At 58.0% G+C, this 16947-nt stretch carries 20 protein-coding genes; 14 read left to right on the forward strand and 6 right to left on the reverse strand.

Annotated features, from left to right (window positions below; all coding sequences use genetic code 11):
- Positions 1-399: 399 nt before the first annotated feature.
- Entirely contained in the window at positions 400-639 is a 240-nt protein-coding gene (locus YH62_RS24075) for a DUF378 domain-containing protein (protein ID WP_046796850.1), read from the forward strand.
- Between the two features lie 174 nt (positions 640-813).
- On the opposite strand, the gene YH62_RS24080 is transcribed toward YH62_RS24075, so the two are convergent.
- Positions 814-1002 (reverse strand): hypothetical protein, encoded by a 189-nt coding sequence (locus YH62_RS24080; protein ID WP_046796851.1) that lies wholly within the window; start codon positions 1000-1002, stop codon positions 814-816.
- Positions 1003-1093: 91 nt separating this feature from the next.
- On the opposite strand from YH62_RS24080, the gene YH62_RS29675 reads away from it, so the two are divergent.
- The gene (locus YH62_RS29675) at positions 1094-1321 is read left to right on the forward strand and encodes a DUF982 domain-containing protein (protein ID WP_082118497.1); all 228 of its coding nucleotides are present in this window, start codon (positions 1094-1096) and stop codon (positions 1319-1321) included.
- Positions 1322-2303: 982 nt separating this feature from the next.
- On the opposite strand, the gene YH62_RS24085 is transcribed toward YH62_RS29675, so the two are convergent.
- From YH62_RS24085 to YH62_RS24105, 4 genes are all read right to left on the reverse strand, one after another.
- Positions 2304-2540, reverse strand: coding sequence for a hypothetical protein (locus YH62_RS24085; protein WP_046796852.1), 237 nt, complete (start codon positions 2538-2540; stop codon positions 2304-2306).
- A 393-nt stretch (positions 2541-2933) separates the two neighbouring features.
- Positions 2934-3227, reverse strand: a complete 294-nt coding sequence (locus YH62_RS24095) for a hypothetical protein (RefSeq protein WP_046796854.1) — start codon at positions 3225-3227, stop codon at positions 2934-2936.
- A 130-nt stretch (positions 3228-3357) separates the two neighbouring features.
- Positions 3358-3600 carry a hypothetical protein gene (locus tag YH62_RS24100; protein WP_046796855.1) on the reverse strand — a complete coding sequence of 81 codons (243 nt, stop codon included), beginning with the start codon at positions 3598-3600 and terminating at the stop codon, positions 3358-3360.
- A gap of 62 nt (positions 3601-3662) precedes the next feature.
- Positions 3663-3857 (reverse strand): hypothetical protein, encoded by a 195-nt coding sequence (locus YH62_RS24105; RefSeq protein ID WP_046796970.1) that lies wholly within the window; start codon positions 3855-3857, stop codon positions 3663-3665.
- Positions 3858-4600: 743 nt separating this feature from the next.
- Between YH62_RS24105 and YH62_RS24110 the strand changes: the two genes are divergently transcribed.
- The 8 genes from YH62_RS24110 (at position 4601) to YH62_RS24145 (ending at position 11215) form a co-directional block, all read left to right on the forward strand.
- A complete protein-coding gene (locus YH62_RS24110; RefSeq protein WP_137326548.1) occupies positions 4601-5272 on the forward strand; it encodes a hypothetical protein in 672 nt (223 codons plus the stop codon).
- 920 nt (positions 5273-6192) lie between these two features.
- The gene (locus YH62_RS24115; protein ID WP_046796857.1) at positions 6193-6402 is read left to right on the forward strand and encodes a cold-shock protein; all 210 of its coding nucleotides are present in this window, start codon (positions 6193-6195) and stop codon (positions 6400-6402) included.
- A gap of 626 nt (positions 6403-7028) precedes the next feature.
- Positions 7029-7331 (forward strand): hypothetical protein, encoded by a 303-nt coding sequence (locus YH62_RS24120; RefSeq protein WP_052760496.1) that lies wholly within the window; start codon positions 7029-7031, stop codon positions 7329-7331.
- Between the two features lie 467 nt (positions 7332-7798).
- Complete coding sequence (locus tag YH62_RS24125; RefSeq protein WP_046796858.1) at positions 7799-8008, forward strand: cold-shock protein; 210 nt, start codon at positions 7799-7801, stop codon at positions 8006-8008.
- A 180-nt stretch (positions 8009-8188) separates the two neighbouring features.
- On the forward strand, positions 8189-8569 hold the full coding sequence (locus YH62_RS24130; protein ID WP_046796859.1) for a DUF6481 family protein: 381 nt from the start codon (positions 8189-8191) through the stop codon (positions 8567-8569).
- Between the two features lie 46 nt (positions 8570-8615).
- Positions 8616-9653, forward strand: a complete 1038-nt coding sequence (locus YH62_RS24135; RefSeq protein ID WP_046796860.1) for a fatty acid desaturase — start codon at positions 8616-8618, stop codon at positions 9651-9653.
- Between the two features lie 177 nt (positions 9654-9830).
- A complete protein-coding gene (locus YH62_RS24140) occupies positions 9831-10289 on the forward strand; it encodes a type II 3-dehydroquinate dehydratase (RefSeq protein WP_046796861.1) in 459 nt (152 codons plus the stop codon).
- Positions 10286-11215 (forward strand): glyoxylate/hydroxypyruvate reductase A, encoded by a 930-nt coding sequence (locus YH62_RS24145; RefSeq protein ID WP_046796862.1) that lies wholly within the window; start codon positions 10286-10288, stop codon positions 11213-11215. The genes YH62_RS24140 and YH62_RS24145 overlap by 4 nt, the downstream gene beginning before the upstream one ends.
- A gap of 4 nt (positions 11216-11219) precedes the next feature.
- Here the strand turns inward: YH62_RS24145 and YH62_RS24150 are convergent, their stop codons facing one another.
- Positions 11220-12137, reverse strand: coding sequence for a LysR family transcriptional regulator (locus YH62_RS24150; protein ID WP_046796863.1), 918 nt, complete (start codon positions 12135-12137; stop codon positions 11220-11222).
- Between the two features lie 342 nt (positions 12138-12479).
- Here YH62_RS24150 and YH62_RS24155 point away from each other — a divergent pair, with 342 nt between their 5' ends.
- The 4 genes from YH62_RS24155 to YH62_RS24170 all read left to right on the forward strand — a co-directional run bounded on the left by YH62_RS24155 (position 12480) and on the right by YH62_RS24170 (position 16393).
- Entirely contained in the window at positions 12480-13523 is a 1044-nt protein-coding gene (locus YH62_RS24155; protein ID WP_046796864.1) for an ABC transporter substrate-binding protein, read from the forward strand.
- Between the two features lie 72 nt (positions 13524-13595).
- Positions 13596-14447 (forward strand): ABC transporter permease, encoded by an 852-nt coding sequence (locus YH62_RS24160; RefSeq protein ID WP_046796865.1) that lies wholly within the window; start codon positions 13596-13598, stop codon positions 14445-14447.
- 1 nt (position 14448) lies between these two features.
- Positions 14449-15264, forward strand: coding sequence for an ABC transporter permease (locus YH62_RS24165; RefSeq protein WP_046796866.1), 816 nt, complete (start codon positions 14449-14451; stop codon positions 15262-15264).
- Positions 15248-16393: an ABC transporter ATP-binding protein gene (locus tag YH62_RS24170; RefSeq protein ID WP_046796867.1), complete on the forward strand. Its 1146-nt coding sequence runs from the start codon at positions 15248-15250 to the stop codon at positions 16391-16393. The genes YH62_RS24165 and YH62_RS24170 overlap by 17 nt, the downstream gene beginning before the upstream one ends.
- Positions 16394-16947 lie beyond the last annotated feature (554 nt).

A 16947-nucleotide genomic window follows, 5' to 3' on the forward strand; every position in this document is an offset into this window, starting at 1 on the left:
CCACAGGTAACGTTGATACGAAGAGCAGCGTCACCAACCCACCGCACTAAACGAGGCTACCTAGTTGCGGCCGCGCAGTTAATCTGCTCGCGCCATGCCGATCTTTCGAGGAAGTTCTTCTCCGCGGTCCTTGCCATATCGCTGACGAGCCACAGGGAGGTCTCATCGATGAAGGCTTGTTGTTGGCGGTCTCTGCCAGCATCATGACCACGAACCGCGCGTGGTCGTCTCATAGCGGTTCTGATGCGGTCGAGCGCGCCTATTGCAAAGATTACTTCGGCCCCGGGTGGTTCATGCGGCCCTCGCCCCGGTAAAGATCACGAATGATTGCGCAGTACCCGTGGAACGCGCGAGCCGCAGCAACGTTGGGTCGATTATAAGCACGCAAAGGAAGAAGAAATGCACGCGCTCAACCTCGTCACCCTTTTGCTGATCATCATCGGTGGCATCAGTTGGCTTTTCGTCGGCCTCTTTCAGTTCGACCTTGTAGCCACGTTGTTCGGTGGTCAGGAAGCTATCCTTTCTCGGATCGTCTACGTCCTGGTCGGCCTCTCCGCCGTGTACCAGCTCATCCCGTTCTCCAGAGCCATCTCGATCGGCGAACCTGCTGCGGAAGGTTCTCTTGGTCATCGCCATTGAAATGGATCGGAATCATCGAGACCGCAGGATCCGTTCCTGCGGTCTCGCCGACGACGACAGCCATTTTTCCGCTCGAGCGACGCCTTGAGCACTTCGCTGTAAATCAACTCTCTGGAACCTTCGATTAGCGCTAGCTGGTGAATACTCATGCTTCCGCCCTCACCCGCTCGACCTCTACGGCCTCGCTTTGCGCAATAGCTTCTTGGCAGTCGCGCGCCGTGTTCTCTTCAGCGTCAGCGCATCAACGCCATGCCACGAGGAGGAAATCGTGCCGGATGACGTTCTTCCCCAATAGTGGACCATCCGGTAGAAGCTGAGGAAACCACCGCGCAGGGGGATTGCGGCGAAGTTGAGCTTGTTCATGACTTCACTCCTCATTTGTGATTGTCGACGGAACTATGACAGCCTGCCCGGAATTGGTTTGTATAGACAATGCGCCACTAGGGACTGGATTATGCTCGTCACACGTTGGGATAAGCCCATAGTCTTTGAAGATGATGGCCTTCGGATAAGCGTCGGATCGCCCGAGGAGGCGTTGACTTGGCTTTCTCACACTCCGAACCAGACCAGTAGGAGTTGGCGTCACGCATGGAAAACCTGCGTAGCCGTTCAGGAAGGCAGACGGTCGCCTGATGATGCGAAGGTTGCCGTCGAGCAGGCAGTTAGCAGCACACGGCACTAGGTTTCGGGTGGAACTACCAGACCCGCGTATCGGATGGGCATGACCGGCGTAGTGGTTCAAAGCTCTGTCTCCTTTTCGGCGACCAGCTTGGATAGAAGCGCAAGCACCCGTTACGGTCTCGTACTTAGGAATAAATCGGACTCCGACCTCGTGCGCGTGGTAATGAAGACAGTCGGGGAGATTTCTCCTCGGCCATCTGAGAGGTGAGCGTCCTTGAGTACCGTAATCAGGATCGCATTTGCCGCCCGCTGGCGACGCCCAGTGCACGTGGAGGGAGCCGATTTGCTCGGCAGGGCCATCAAAGGTCCCGGCGATGCTCTTCGGCACATGCAAGAGCATTTCCGCCACAAATCCGGGCCGCTCTACTGGAGCGCCTTCAATTTATGTCACAGCGCAATCCGCGGCGAAGTTCGCACCGAACAAGCCCGTCCTCATTTCGTTGCGGCCTGCGCTGAGGACGATGCTCGTGATCACCTTCACCATTAGCACGTCTCCTCTTGCGCTCTTCTGGGCTTAATCGATCCGTAGCGGGTGAACTGGGGTTCAAATTGAAGCGCTTCACGGATGGTGGGATCGCCAAAGCGGACCTTGGCAGAGTTGATGGCGGCGGTGGCCACGTACTGGACGCCGATAGGGGCCAGCGCCTTGAGAAGGTCACCTCACCGGGAATACGGTCTGCCGAAAGCTTCGGATCGCGCGGTTTACCCCGATGTGGTGGATGACGATGAACAGTGTTTGCCATTGGGGAGATTCTTGATGAACCGGCGGCATCCGCGGCATCGAATACTGGACGGCATCCAAAGGAAGTCGGCTATCGAATGGCGGTGAAATCCAAGATAGCCAGGATGAGAAAAGCGCCTGCTGAGAAAGCAAACGTCTTCCCTATCTTACCTACCTTAAGCGCCTGATAGACGGCACGGTCATTGACCGCCGCACGGGCGAAGCCGTCGGAGCCGCACAACTCCGCAGCGGCTTCCGCCCATCATTGGTTGTCGTCTTGAGTGTCTTTCCGGCTTTCCATGGCAAGACTGTGAAGCCCATGCACCGTGTCCGGATACTTCTCCGCAGCCATGATGACTGCGTAAAAGGCGCCGCGGGTGATCTCTCCCTTCGTTGCTTTTGGATGCACTTTCCTCACCGCCTCGAACAGGTTCTTCGGCTGCATTTTCGGCTTCGCCAGTTTAACAACCGTGTTCGCAATTTTCTCGATCTCGGACATTGCAGCTTCTCTGTTGGTAAGGAATCTTGAACGGCATGACGCTGTCACAATCAAGCATGTCGGAGTGGAGGAAAGCGCCGAAATCCGCTCCGCCCCTCATTGCAGGGAGCCGAGCGGCGGCGTATCGACATCACTTGCGTGGCACGGAAGCGTGGCTTCTCAAGCCATGCCGACATGGAGGCTGGGCGAGAGTACCCGCGGCAGGCGCCTTGGGGCTACATCATCCGGTCCGACAACGGGAACAGCCTAGGGCTGAGTGATATTGACGGTTATCATGCCACATTTGAGGCGTCGCAAGCGGCAGCATGGACCGTCCGCCCCAATTTCAGAGGGCTGTTCCTTCGCTCGGATGCTAGAATTCGCTATTTGCTTTGAATAGCGAAGACCGGCGTGTCACTTGTCTTTCAGAAGCCACATCTTGCCAGCCATCGTAATCCCATGGGCGGCTTCCTCTGTTTTCACATCCGGATTGAGACTTCGCAGAAGCCCCAATTCCCTCAATGCATCCAATGTCTCTGTCGTCAGGAACTTGATTTTTTGTGGCCGCTCCTTGAACCGATCGCTTTTGGCGTAGGTGACGACGGCATTGAGATGCGTCCATTTCTTCGCCTCTTGGGGAAAGAGGTCTCCTTCCTTGGCGAGTTTCAGGCCCCTGATTTGGACGGGCGTAAGGGTAATTTTATTCAACGTTCAATCCTTGCTGGGTGGAGTAATCTATTGGGAAATTTGCTATTGGGGGCCGGTTGTTAGGCTCCAAGGCCTATGTCGGCATGGCACGGCGAGGCGATCGAAATGCGGGGTTACGGGAGCTGCGGCATCACAACTTTCTGGTGAGCGGGTACCCAGCAGCGTCGTAGAGCTTGCGCATCTGCATACCATCGAAACGAGCCTCCTCGACCTCGAGAACGGAGCCTCGAAGCAGAGAGGCCGGCATGTCCTCAATTGCAAAGCGAAGCGCCTCTGCGGCAGAGTCGAACCTCTTATAGCGGAGATGACTCCTCCTCTTGAGGGTTTTGCATGGGTAAAGCCCCGCGCCGGCGCTATAGTCGAAAATTGCCATGTTTTATTCCTTACGATCAGAGACGTTGCGGACGAGCCCGCTGGACTTTGCAACTCACGGCGTCAACGGAAGAACAAGGTCATGGCAGGATCCGCAGCACGCTTTTCAAGACGCTGCTGCAGCTCGGCAAGCTTTATCTCGCGTTTGCGGAGGATTTGCCTGCTGCGGAAGTCTCGCAGCTTCGCGGCGTTAGACCCTTCCCCGGCGTCCGGACGTTTGAACAGGCCTTCGGCGGCATGGCGAGCGGTATCAATCAAGGTAGTATCCTCGTTCTGGCTTGCGGACGACAAACGTCCGACGCAAACATCTCCAGCCGGTGGGGCGGAGTTCAAAACGTTCGCAAAATCAGGGTTAGCCAAGCAACCGGCTGAGCCGGGAGGATCAGGTAGCCGAAAAGGCTGAAAACGTGAGACCCAATATAGCGATGCATTGTGCCTCTTTCAAGACGAAGGCCGATGACCAAAGCACCGCTTGCCAGAAGCGGGAATGAAGTCCAAGGTGACACGTCGGCCGCTATTTGTAAGGGCGCTGCCGCCTGAGGGACAGTAGGTGAGCCCTAGCCCCCGACAAGAGGAGGACGCGATGCCGTCCTACTCCTCACATCTGAACTTTCTGCTTTATTTCCAGAAAATGCTCGTGAATGTCCGCGGCATGAATGAGCGGGATCTACGAGATCATCGAGTTGGAATGGCGGCAATTCTTAAGGGACGACCTCTTCAAGGTCCACCGCTTGCAAGTCCGGCAATCTCTCCGGTCCGCATCGACCTGTGGATGCACCGAAAAAATTGAAGCCCCGTAGGCTGGGCCGCAACCACCTTCGTTCTTCCCTGCCTTCGACCTGCTTTCCACGAACCTTCGGACCTGGAGGCGCCGGTGCAGGCTTATTGGAGATAAATTTATGTACCGACAATTTCGCAGGGCAAAGGTCCTGACAATAGCCGTACTCTTGCTCTTTGCGCCGATGCTCAGCTCCACTACATTCGGCCAGACTGGGAAACCGATGCCTGAAAATGCCCAAGCAAGCCGCTACGGCTCCGGCTGGGAGTGCAGCCATGGCTTCCGGAGGCAGGATGACACCTGTTTTGAAGTAAAACTCCCAGATAATGCGTTCCTGACGAACAGTTCCTACGGCAAGGGCTGGGACTGCCACTATGGATTCGTCGAGACGGGCGATCAATGTCTCGCCGTCCCGGTTCCAGACAATGCCTATATCGACCCGTATTCCGGCGATCGCTGGAAATGCCTGCGTGGATACCACCAGAGCGATGCGGGCTGTGACCTGATCAAAGTTCCGGAGAACGCCTTTTTGTCGGAAACCACTCAAGGGTCGGGTTGGGAATGTGAAAGGGGATATCGCACCACCGATCAGGCATGCGTCCAACTCGAAGTTCCGGCCCATGCATATCTGACAACCAGCGGAAATGAATGGAGGTGCGATCGGGGCTTCGAACAGAAGGATCAGGCTTGCATCGCCGTTCAGGTTCCGAAGAACGCTATTTTCGTTGACGCGCCATATGGCCAGAAATGGAAATGCGACAGGGGCTTCGAAATGAAGTCAGATAAATGTTTGCAGATCATGGTTCCGGAAAACGCGCATCTGAACTCGACCGGCAGCGCATGGGATTGTAACCATCCTTATCGACTCCGCAGCGGCGTCTGCGTCATGGAGTGAGTGGCGGGGCAGAGGCGCCAAGCCGGCGCCTCCCTAAACCCTGCGCCTACGTCGAATTCATGTATGTTTCTTCCCGAGACCAAGGCCACTGCCGGCAAGCTTGACCTGCGCCCCCTGAACTGCCGCCACCGGAGCTGCGCTCTTATCCTTTTTCGGCTTTCTAGCTTCCCGATTGCTGCGCATTTGTCCTTTAGCCATTTCTGTATCCTCTGTATTGTTTGGGTATGAGATTGCTTCCGTTCAAGCCGATACATCTGCTGTTGCGCTGACGATCGCAATTACGGTCTATTTTACAGCAGAGGCAGTGCCGTACCCCCACGCGTCTCGGACAAGTTGATGCCTAACTTGAGGAGACCAAATGATGAAAATGATTGATGGCCGGCACTGCATGTCGAGCGCGCTCTCCGGCTTCCCTGAGTCCGATATTCTGTCGGCATCTCGGGCAATCTTGAGGTGAAGGATGGAAGACACGGTGTCCTCCTTTCATTGGGCCAGGGTAAGGACACCCTGAAACAGCAGCGCCCTTTAACGGCTGCTGATGCGCAGCATGCGCTCTAGGCGTGGCGAAAGCAATGGGTGAACGGATGTCAATACGAGCAACTGCAAGCCCTAGGCCACTGCCATTGCTAAAGAGGCTCCCGTCGGCACTCGATTCTCGATCTGAGGCCAGGTGTTCTGACGATAAGGGCGGCGAGGCCCAGGACAGTTGCACGTCATCCTCACGTTAACAGCCCGCGCCCCATTCAGCTTACCGCCTTTCTAGGAACACAGTTGTAGCCCACCTACTAAATATCGAGATTGCTTGTCGAGCTTCGTTTTTGCGCATTTGCGCACGAGCTGATCTTTCCTTTCAAAATCGATCTTTTGCCGCAAGCGTATTGCTGCGCGGCTGGCGCATAACGATTGAAAGGATAGTCTTCATGAACAATGGTATCGTAAAATTCTTCAACACTGCCAAAGGCTTCGGATTCATCCAACCCTCTGATGGCTCGAAGGACGTGTTCGTTCACATCTCTGCGGTCGAACGCTCGGGCATGACCTATCTTAGCGAAGGCCAGAAGATCAGCTATGATCTTGTCGAAGACAAGCGCTCGGGCAAGAGTGCCGCGGAAAACCTGCAGTCCATATAAAGCCAATATCGCTTCCGTCTTTGACCCGGATGCACTGGATTTGAATATTGAAGTGCGAAGGTCGGGTTTCCTACCCGGCCTTTATTTTTCTCACACGAAAGAGTTTTCATGAAAAAGCATAACGCAGAGCAGCAACTGAGAAAGGCCCAGCGCCAAGTTGCCAATACCAGCGGCGGCGGCCATCTCGGTGGCACGAACCACGGTCAAGGTTACGATGCAAAGACGTCGTCAGCTTCCAGGAGCAAGACGGACAAGGGACGTCGAAAATAACGGCGCGTTGGATGTTAACGTGAGGCACGACCAATGGCGACATATCTAGTTCAAACATTTCTCGATGATGCAGACCGCCCTGGCATCCATGCCGGAGCCGCCCTTGAAATAGAAGCAGATGACCCGTTTCATGCGGTGTCCAAGCTTCTTGGGCATTCTGTGGAACCCAGTTCGCCGGGTGGCAGGTTGGCTGCTGTGGTACGAAAACCGAAACTCGCTGGTCCGGAACCACAATCATTCGATTTCATTGACTGATTGGCACCTCATGAGCTGACTGCGAGCTTTAGGCTCTGGGACAGCCTTTGAGCGAAAGCACTCTCTTGCATTCCATCTTCCCTATGCAAAAGGAGAAAAGAATGACCAATCGAATGGTAGCTCCGATATCAGGGGAGTTCACGGTCCTGAACTTGAGCGCCGCGATAACCATGCTTGGACCGGCACTACAGACGGTAATCGAAAAACTTGCGACCATGCGGACAGAAGGTGACTTGGCCTGGTTCGATGAACTTGAAAAAGAGCTCCTCCTCGAAGCCAAAAACACCATTTCTGAGGGTGTTTCAATTGAGGCGGAGGTTGAAGGTCTCAAGTTCGGAGTGGACTTGCTCCAGGCTACCCTCGATTGTTGTCGCGACAACCTAAGACTTAACTACCGCGAATAACCGATCCGCAGCGCTCGAATGGCTTTTCCCACAGCGTTCTTCTCTCCGCTGCGGCAATGGAGACTGGTCTTTCCTGCGAAGCAGCCATTTAGCATGGCTGCGGGATCTGGCCACGTCCCCATTCCTGCGATTGGTCGAGCGTAAAACACCGAAGCCGCGGATCGTAAGGAAACATTAACTGATGCGGCCCCGTAGCGCGCGATACGCCGGACGCTAAATCACCAAGGGAATTGCGGATGGAGATATTTTCCAGACATGTACTTATGGTAGTAAATTGCTTTTTCATAAAACAAAAAGTTGACATCCGTATAAGGATGGTATATCGGAAGATCCATCGATACTTTGTTTGCCGATATTTGTTTTGTGCTGCACTTCGCACCTCTTGACGAACTTCCCCTCTCAAAAGTCGAAAACAACCGCCGTGCGTCGCCCGGTGGTAGATCAATGTTGCTATGAAAGGGTTCGTTATGACCACAGGCACAGTTAAATGGTTCAACGCCACCAAGGGCTTCGGCTTTATTCAGCCTGACGACGGCAGCGCCGATGTCTTCGTTCACATCTCTGCTGTCGAGCGTGCCGGCATGCGCTCGATCGTCGAAGGCCAGAAGCTTGGCTTCGAGCTGGAGCGCGATCCCAAGTCGGGCAAGATGTCCGCGGGCCAGCTCCAGGCCGCTTAAGCTTTAGCGTCCCATGACCACGGATGTACTGGCATGGTAGCAAAAGTGTTCAAAGGCCAGGCGGATGTCTGGCCTTTTTCCGTTACGGCCATAGGCTGACGCGAATATCCGCACGACCTCCCGTTAAGCGCGATATGCATCCTCAGCCCGGCCCGCCCGAAACCCGATAAGGAAGACACGTTGAGACACCCGAACGACAATAGCTTTGCCGAGCGCCGCAAGACCGCAGAGGCTGCCAAGCAGCAGCTTTTGGCAAAATTTGCGTCCGCTCCGAAATCGACCGACCCCGCCATACAGGAGCGGCGTGCCGCTCGCGAGGCCGTTGCCGCCGCAAGGAACGAACGCCGCGCCGCGCGCGAAGCCTTAAAGGCGGCGGAGGCCGAGCGCATTTTGACGGAAGCGGCAGCTCTGACGGCAGCTGCGGAGGCCCATGAGAAGGCCGAGGCGGAAGCCAGGCAGGCGGAAATCAATGATCGCGTTGCTCGCGTCGTGGCCGATGAAGCCGCCCGCAAAGCGGAACGCGATCGCCGATATGCGGCGCGCAAGGCCCGTCAAGGCTGACGTTTGAAGAGCGTGCCCGAGGCCGAGAAAAAGCGGAGCGAACTCCATGAATGCCCATGTAATTGAGACAGCTCCGAAGGACGCAGCCGGCGCTTGGCTGAAGACCCTTTCGAAATACCGGCAGCCGCGTTTCGGACGCAGCATATTCGAGCTTTTCGTGACGGTTCTCCCTTTCGTCGCATTCTGGGCCGGCGCCTATATCTCCGTCTTTCAGGGTTTTTGGCCCGGGCTGATCCTGGTGCTCCCGGCAGCCGCCTTCCTGCTGCGGCTTTTCATGATCCAGCATGATTGCGGGCATGGCTCGTTTTTCGCCCGCCGGCGTCTCGATAACTGGACGGGACGTATCCTCGGCGTGCTGACCTTGACGCCGTACGATTACTGGCGGCGGGCACACGCGGCCCATCACGCGACGGCCGGCAATCTCGATGAGCGCGGCGTCGGCGACATCACCACTTTGACCGTTGCGGAATATCATGCGCTTCCTCTGTTGAGGCGGCTTGCCTACCGACTTTACCGGCACCCGCTGGTGATGTTCGGTATCGGGCCTGCCTGGCTTTTTCTCTTCAAGCAGCGCCTGCCTTTCGGGATGATGAAATCCGGGGCCCTGCCCTGGGTTTCCACCATGGCCACAAATCTGGCGCTCGCAGTTCTGACCGCAGTGATGATTTGGGCCGTCGGGCTTGTTCCCTTTCTGCTGATCCACCTGCCGGTCGTGCTGCTCGCAGGAGCGGCGGGCGTGTGGCTCTTCTACGTTCAGCACCAGTTCGAGGAAACGCATTGGTCGAAGACCGAGGATTGGCACTTTCCTGAGGCCGCACTTCACGGTGCCTCCCATTACGATCTGCCATTGGTGCTCCGATGGATCACCGGCAATATCGGCGTGCATCATGTTCATCACCTATCGAGCCGAATTCCCTATTACCGGCTGCCGGAGGTGTTGCGCGATCATCCCGAACTCGTGGGTATCGGCCGCATAACTTTATGGCAGAGCCTTCTGTGCGTCAGGCTCGTGCTCTGGGACGAGAGGAGCGGCAAGCTCGTTTCTTTCCGGGAGGCGGCCAAGGCTGCTACGGCGGCTGCATAACCTGCCCCCAACGCCTGCATGGCTGCGGCTCTTTGCAGGTGCCTAACGATACGGCGAATGGAACAGCGTCTTCCGGCTCGTGACCGTTCATACGCTATTCCGCTCCAATGAATAGATTTATAATATTAGATCGCTCCGCTGGTTTGGCTATGTTTGCTCCACATCAAGGAGCAGTCTATGATCCCCCTCCCCACGGTTTTTTTCCTGAACGGCCCGAATGCCAACCTTTATGGTCTCGATAAATCGGGAACCTACGGGAACGAGAGCTTCCAGTCGATCGGCGAACGGTGCCATGCTCATGCGGCCGCGATCGGTCTGCAGCTCGAATTTCGCCAGTCCAACTATGAGGGGCAGATCGTCGACTGGATTCAGGAGGCGAGGCAGGCAGCTCACGGCGTGGTCATCAACGCGGCCGGCCTGACCTACTCTTCCATCCCGATCCTTGATGCCCTGCTCGCCTATGACGGCCCGATCATCGAAGTGCATATGAGCAATATCTGGAAACGGGAACCGTTCCGGCATCATTCCTACGTGTCCAAGGCCGCCACTGGCGTCATCGCCGGCCTAGGGCCGCTTGGCTACGAACTTGCGCTTTCGGCGGTCGCGACGCTGATCCGTGAAGGCGGCTCGAAATGACGCGGTCGTGCATGGTGTTCTACAGCGCCTTCGACGACTTCAACGCCTGGAGGAAAGCGCTCGAACCGGAAGGGATCGAGCTATGCCGCAGCGAGGATATCGCTGACGTGGACTGCGTGCGCTCGGCGCTCGTCTGGAAGCCGCCGCAAGGTTTTTTCCAGAACTTTCCCAAGCTCGAACTCGTCGTCAATCTGGGCGCAGGCGTGGATGCCCTTGTCGGCCGCAGCGATCTTCCGGACGTTCCCATCACCCGTCTTTCCGATCCGCGCATGGCACGGATGATGGCGGGTTTCGTGTTGTTCGCCGTTACCCGCTACGCCCGTGACATTCCGCAATTCGAGAAGGCGCAGCGCGACCGGCACTGGCATTACATTCATCCGAAAGATCCAGCTAGCATCACCGTCGGCGTGCTGGGGCTCGGAGAACTCGGGCTTGAGGCCGCCCGGGAATGCGGCCGGCACGGTTATCGCGTGCTCGGCTGGTCACGAACCCAGAAGGATGTCGAAGGCATCTCCTGCTCCAGCGGTGCCGATGCTCTTGTCTCCGTTTTGTCCCGATCCGACATCGTTGTCTGCATGCTGCCAAAGACCCCGGAGACGGACGATCTCCTCGACGCAGCCATGTTCCGTTCGATGAAGAAAGGAGCATTCTTCATCAACGTATCACGCGGCAGCGTCGTGGACGAACCAGCGCTGATCGAGGCGTTGGCATCCGGCTGGCTCGGCGGTGCCACGCTCGATGTCTTCGCCAAGGAGCCGCTCGCGGAGGATAGTCCGCTCTGGGAGATGGAGAACGTCCTCATCACGCCGCATCTGGCATCGATCGCCCTACCTTCCTCCGCCGCCAGGCAGATCGGCGAAAACGTCAGAAGGGTCGCACGCCAAGAGGCCGTGCTGAGCAGGATCGATCCGCAGCGCGGCTACTAACCCCTTATACGAGGCCGAACATGCCGCTCTTAGAAAAGGCCTCGCGCAGATAATCCGCGAAGGCCTGAACCGCCGGCCGTGGTCCATGGCGCGTCAGACGTAGAAAGGTGACGGTGGCAGGCGGAAGCGGTTCGGAGATCGGCAGGAGAGCGATCCTGCTCCCGTCATAGCCGATCGTCGTGCGGGGCAGAACGTTATGCAGCGAATAGCCCTGCCCATGGCCGACAAGACCGCGGATAAGCTCGGAAGAGCGCGTCCTGAACGCAACCTGTGGCTCCAGCCCGCAAGCGGCGAACAGGGAGAAGAAATAATCGCGCGAATGCGGCAGGTCGAGCAGGATGAACGGCTCGCTCGCCAGCTCCGCAAGACTGACTTCGTCGCGGCCGGCAAGCGGATGGCTGGCGGAGACCAGGGCATAGGGCGGCAGGTCGGCCAGTTTTTCGCCGGTGATCTCGTCGGGCACGGCAAAATGATAGGACAGCGCCAGTTCCGTACGGCCCGAGATAAGGTGGCCGATCATCTCCTGCTGGTCGCCTTCCTCGAGCTTCACCGAAATGCCGGGATAGCGCTGCGCAAAGCCGGACAGGAGCGCCGGCATGAACCGGATGGCCAGGGTCGGGAAACTGCCGACGACGATTTCGCCCCGCAATGCATCGCCGAGCGCTTGTGCGCTGTTGGCGAAGTCGCGTGCATGGTTGAGCAGCAGCCGTGCGTCGTTGACGTATCGTTGCCCGGCCGCCGACAGGGTGACCCCGCGGGCGTGATGGCGGACGAATATCTGGATGCCGAGCTGCGCTTCCACCTGCGCAAGCGCCGTGGATATGGACGGCTGCGACACGTTCAGTCTTCGGGCCGCTTCGGTGACGCTGCCGCAGTCGGCGGTTTCCACCACGTAACGCAGGACACGAAGGGACAAGTTCATAGGTGTAGCCTATTCAACCCAGAAGATAATAATATTTTCCGGATGCTAAGAGGTGCACCATCATCCGTCCAGCTTATTTTTAAAGCAAAATGTTAGACGCACTTGGAAATGGTTACAAAATGGGCGTTTGTGACGACTTAGAGGATAGGCACCGCAGCAGACCCGCCAACGCAGGGATGGCCTGCCCGCATCACAGCTATCTACGCCGTCAGCTTGATTGCGGAAGTTTCAGCCGCGTGAGGCGGAAAGAGGAGGAATTGCGCATCGCCGACGGGAGGAGCGGCGAAGCGCGAAGGATATGCACGGAAACTCGACCTTCATCAAAGAAAACAAGGGAACAGCATGTATCGCACATCCGTATTGATGGCCGGAGTGATTTCGGTCCTGACACTTCTTTCTCAGACCGGCGCCGCCCATGCCCGGGAAAAACTGGTCGTCAGCACCTGGGGCGGCAGCTTCCGTGACCTGATCGACCAGGCGATCGGCCAGAAGTTCACCGAGGAAACCGGCGTCGCGGTCGAATATGTCACCGGCGGCACGATGGACCGTCTCAATCAGGCCAAGCTCGCCGGCGGCACGCCGGAAAGCGACATCACCTTCACCACCGCGCATGTCGGCTGGCTCTATGCCAATGACGGTCTGTTCGAGACGCTCGATCTCTCCAAGGTGCCGAATGCGTCGCATCTGGTGGAGCAGGCGAAGATCAGCCCCTACCATATCGGTGCCTGGGCCTATGTCTACACGATCGGCTACCTGCCGGATCAATTGCCCGAGGGCGTAAAGTTCGACAGCTGGGAGGGTCTGTGGGACCCTGCCCTCAAGGGCATGGTTGCCTCGCCTGATTTCGATCCGAGCCACGTGATCGCGGTTTCCGCGAAACTGGAAGGCAGCGATGCGGCCGGATGGGAGAAAGGCCAGGAAAAACTCAAGGCGCTGAAGCCGAACTACAAGGCCTTCTACACCAACGACGCCAACAGCCAGCAGCTTTTCGCGACCGGCGAAACGCCGGTGCAGGTGATCCTGTCGATGAACGCCTATTACATGCGCGACCAGGGCGTGCCGGTAGAGATCGTCATTCCCAAGGAAGGCGGCGTGCTCGGTGTGGATACTATGGGCATCATGAAGGGGACCGCCAAAAGCGAGCTGGCCTACAAATTCATGAACATCGCGCTCGATCCGGCGGTGCAGGCCAAGATCGCCGAGCTCAAGAAGGGCAGCCCGGTCATCGATAATGCCTCCTTGAGCGCCGAGACCGCCGCCCTTCCCGGCATCTTCACCACCGCCGACCAGTGGGCAAGCCAGACACTGATCATCGACCATAAGCTGCGCGCGGAAAAGACCGCCGAATGGCGCAAGTGGTTCGCGGAAAACATGATCGGCCAGTAACGCACGCATGAGGCGCCCGGCATCGCCCGCCCGTTCGAAACGGCGGGCGATGCCGCGAGTGAGGGATATCATATGAAGCAACGGCCATTCCTGGGCTGGTTCGTTTCGCCCGCCGTCCTTGTGGCGCTCGGGCTGACTGCTGCCATGGCAGCCATCCTGCAATACAGCGTGCGCGCCTATGTGCCGGGCTCGCTCGATGTAGGCGGGTTGACGCTCGAAAATTTCACGGCGCTGCTGCGCCCCCTTTATGCCTGGGCTTTCTGGGGAACCATCCTTCTTTGCCTGCTGACGGCGACCTTCACGCTGATCCTCGCCTATCCGGTCGCCTATGCGCTGGTGCGCGTCAGAAGCAAGGCGCTGAAATCCTTTATCCTGATCGCCTCTGTGACGCCGCTTTTCCTGGGCGAGGTGGTGCGCACCTATTCCTGGATGATCGTGCTCGGAAACAACGGCTTCATTAATAGCGTCCTGAAGTCGCTCGGCATTATCGACCGTCCGCTGCAGATGATGTTCACGACGCCGGGCGTCGTGGCCGCGCTTGTGCATGTAACGATGCCGATCATGGTCATCATGCTGGCTGCGGGCCTTTCCCATATCGACAGGAACTACGAGAAGGCGGCAGAAAGCCTCGGCGCCGGTCCGATCCGCCGTTTCATGACGGTGACCCTGCCGCTGTCCATGCCCGGTATCGTCGCCGGTTTCTCGACCGCCTTCGCCTGGACCTTCAGTGCGTTCGCAACCCCGCAGTTGATCGGCGGCGGCAAGGTCAACACCGTGTCGACCCTCGTTTACCAGCTGGGCTTCGCCTCCTTCAACTTTCCGTTTGCCGCAAGCCTGTCCCTCGCCGGTCTCGTGATGACCTTTGCGGTCATCGCCCTGATGAAACGGGCAATGCGCCCGGTCGAACGCCTGGGAGAACAGTGAGATGTCGTTTCCGATGCGCAAATCTCCGCTCGCGCTGGCGGGAATACTGCTGGTGGCGGTCATTCTCGGCTTTGTCATGCTGCCGGCGATCGTCGTCACCATCACCGCCTTCAACGACAAGGCCATTCTGGCGTTTCCGCCGCAATCCTACTCCTGGCGCTGGTTTGCCCGCGCGCTCAGCTATGACGATTTCCGAAAGGGCTTCTGGAACGGGCTGATCGTCACCGCATGGGCATCCACGATCGCGCTGATCGTTGGCAGCGGCTTCGCGCTTGCCCTCCACCGCTACACGTTCTCGCTCAAATCGACGCTCGAGGCGCTGCTCCTGTCACCACTGGTCATTCCGCATTTCACCATCGGGCTGGGCCTGCTGATCCTGTCGGCTCAGTTGACGGTCGGCCGCGGCTTTCCACTGGTGGTTCTGGCGCATGTCATCCTCGTTCTGCCCTTCGTGCTGCGCAGCGTCTTCATCTCGCTGCAGAATCTTGACGGGCGGCTGGAACTGGCGGCCAGCAGTCTCGGCGCCACGCCTCGCCGCGTTCTCTTCACCGTCACCTTGCCGCTGCTTGTGCCGGGGCTGGTCAGCGGCTGGCTGTTTGCCGCGATCCTGTCCTTCAACGAGTTCACCGCCACGCTCTTCGTCTCCAACCAGACAACCCAGACCCTGCCGGTCGCCATGTACAATTACGTCCGCGAATATGCCGACCCGACGCTTGCCGCTCTTTCGGTGATCTACATCGTCGTCACGGCCCTGCTGCTGACCCTCGCAAACCTGTTCTTCGGTCTTGGAAAAATCCTCAATGTTGACGCGCACTGATATTGCCACCCCCGCTCCATCACTCTCCACAGCAAAGCCTGTGGTCCAGCTGGACGGCGTCACCAAACGGTTCGGCGATGCGATCGCGCTGCACGAGGCATGGTTGAAAATCGCTCCCGGCGAATGCATGACCCTGCTCGGCCCCTCCGGCTGCGGCAAGACCACGCTTCTCAACCTGATTGCCGGATTTCTCGACGCCGATGGCGGCGAGATCTTCATCGATGGCGCCCTGGTGACCGAGACGCCAGCCCATAAGCGTGAGATCGGCATCGTCTTCCAGAACTACGCGCTCTTTCCGCATATGACGGTGGCCAACAACATCGCCTACGGCCTGAAGACGCGGGGCGTCGAGGCTGGCGAAATCAAAAGGCGCGTCGACGAGGCACTCGCCCTCGTCAAACTTAACGGTTTCGGCGACCGCAAGCCCCGGCAGCTTTCGGGCGGCCAGCAGCAACGGGTGGCGCTTGCGCGCGCGCTGGTGATCCGCCCAAAAGTGCTGCTGCTCGACGAACCCTTTTCGGCGCTCGACAAGAACCTGCGCGCCTCCATGCAGATCGAGCTGAAGGAAATCCAGCAGCGCCTCGGCGTCACCACCGTTTTCGTTACGCACGATCAAGGTGAAGCGCTCTCAATGTCGGACCGGATCGCCGTCATGTCGGCCGGGCGCATCCGCCAGATCGCTGCACCGCAGGATATCTATTGCCGGCCGCAGGACCGTTTCGTCGCCTCCTTCATCGGTGACGCCAGCGTGCTCTCGGGAAAACTATTGGCGGTGACCGACGCCGTGGCACAGGTTGCGGTCGGATCGCTGTCGGTGGAGGTGCCGGCAGCCTCCCTGGCCGGGCTCGCCGCCGGGGCGGATGTCGACCTGTTCGTCAGGCCCGAACATCTGGTGCCGGTCGACGGGGATGGGGATGCGACCGCCCCGAGCCTTGCCGGCACCGTCAGGACCCAGGTTTTCCAGGGCGGTCACGTCGATCTGTACATCGATTTGGGCGACCATGCGGCGCAGCCCGTGCTGCTCAGGTCGTCCGCCGCCCTCGCACCTTCGAAATGGAAGGCGGGCGATGTCGTTCGCGTTCGGCCAATCTCGGCGGATCTGGTCGCCTTTCCGAAGCAGGACGACTGACGCCGCATTTTGGCGTCAAGACGACATGCGTTCTGACGCCGCCAGTGTCTTCGGAAAACATTTCCCCGAATTGATCGGTGGCCTTGCGTGGTAAAAACCATGCGCGTCACAACGCCGTTCCACGGAGGCGGCGGCGCGACCCCAGCAGGGCTGCCAATTCTCCGATTCTGACCGCAGCAACGTCAACCTTCCTCGACTTGCCGGGTCACAAACGTTGCGCTGCCGCCATGCGCTTCCCTCGCCGGAGGACCGAATTTGGGCAGCGAAGAATGACCTCACCTGCGCCCAGAAACGGGATTATGACATTCCCAAATATCAACCGTTCCGCCACTGAAAACCGTATAGTCAAATAGCACCGGGCTGTGCACCGAACAGCCAAAAGCTATTCAATTTCGGATTCGAGATAGCCATGGACTATGTGATGAATTGACGTGCAATATAGGCTCCAATTATTCGGCAAATGAACAAAAAATATACAAATTAAAGCGACGCAATGCCTACTATATAGCCGCTTAGCCCCTTGAATATTTTGCTATTCATCAGGAATATTCGAT

It is taken from the genome of Rhizobium sp. LC145 (genome assembly GCF_001005825.1).
Classification (GTDB): Bacteria; Pseudomonadota; Alphaproteobacteria; order Rhizobiales; family Rhizobiaceae; genus Neorhizobium.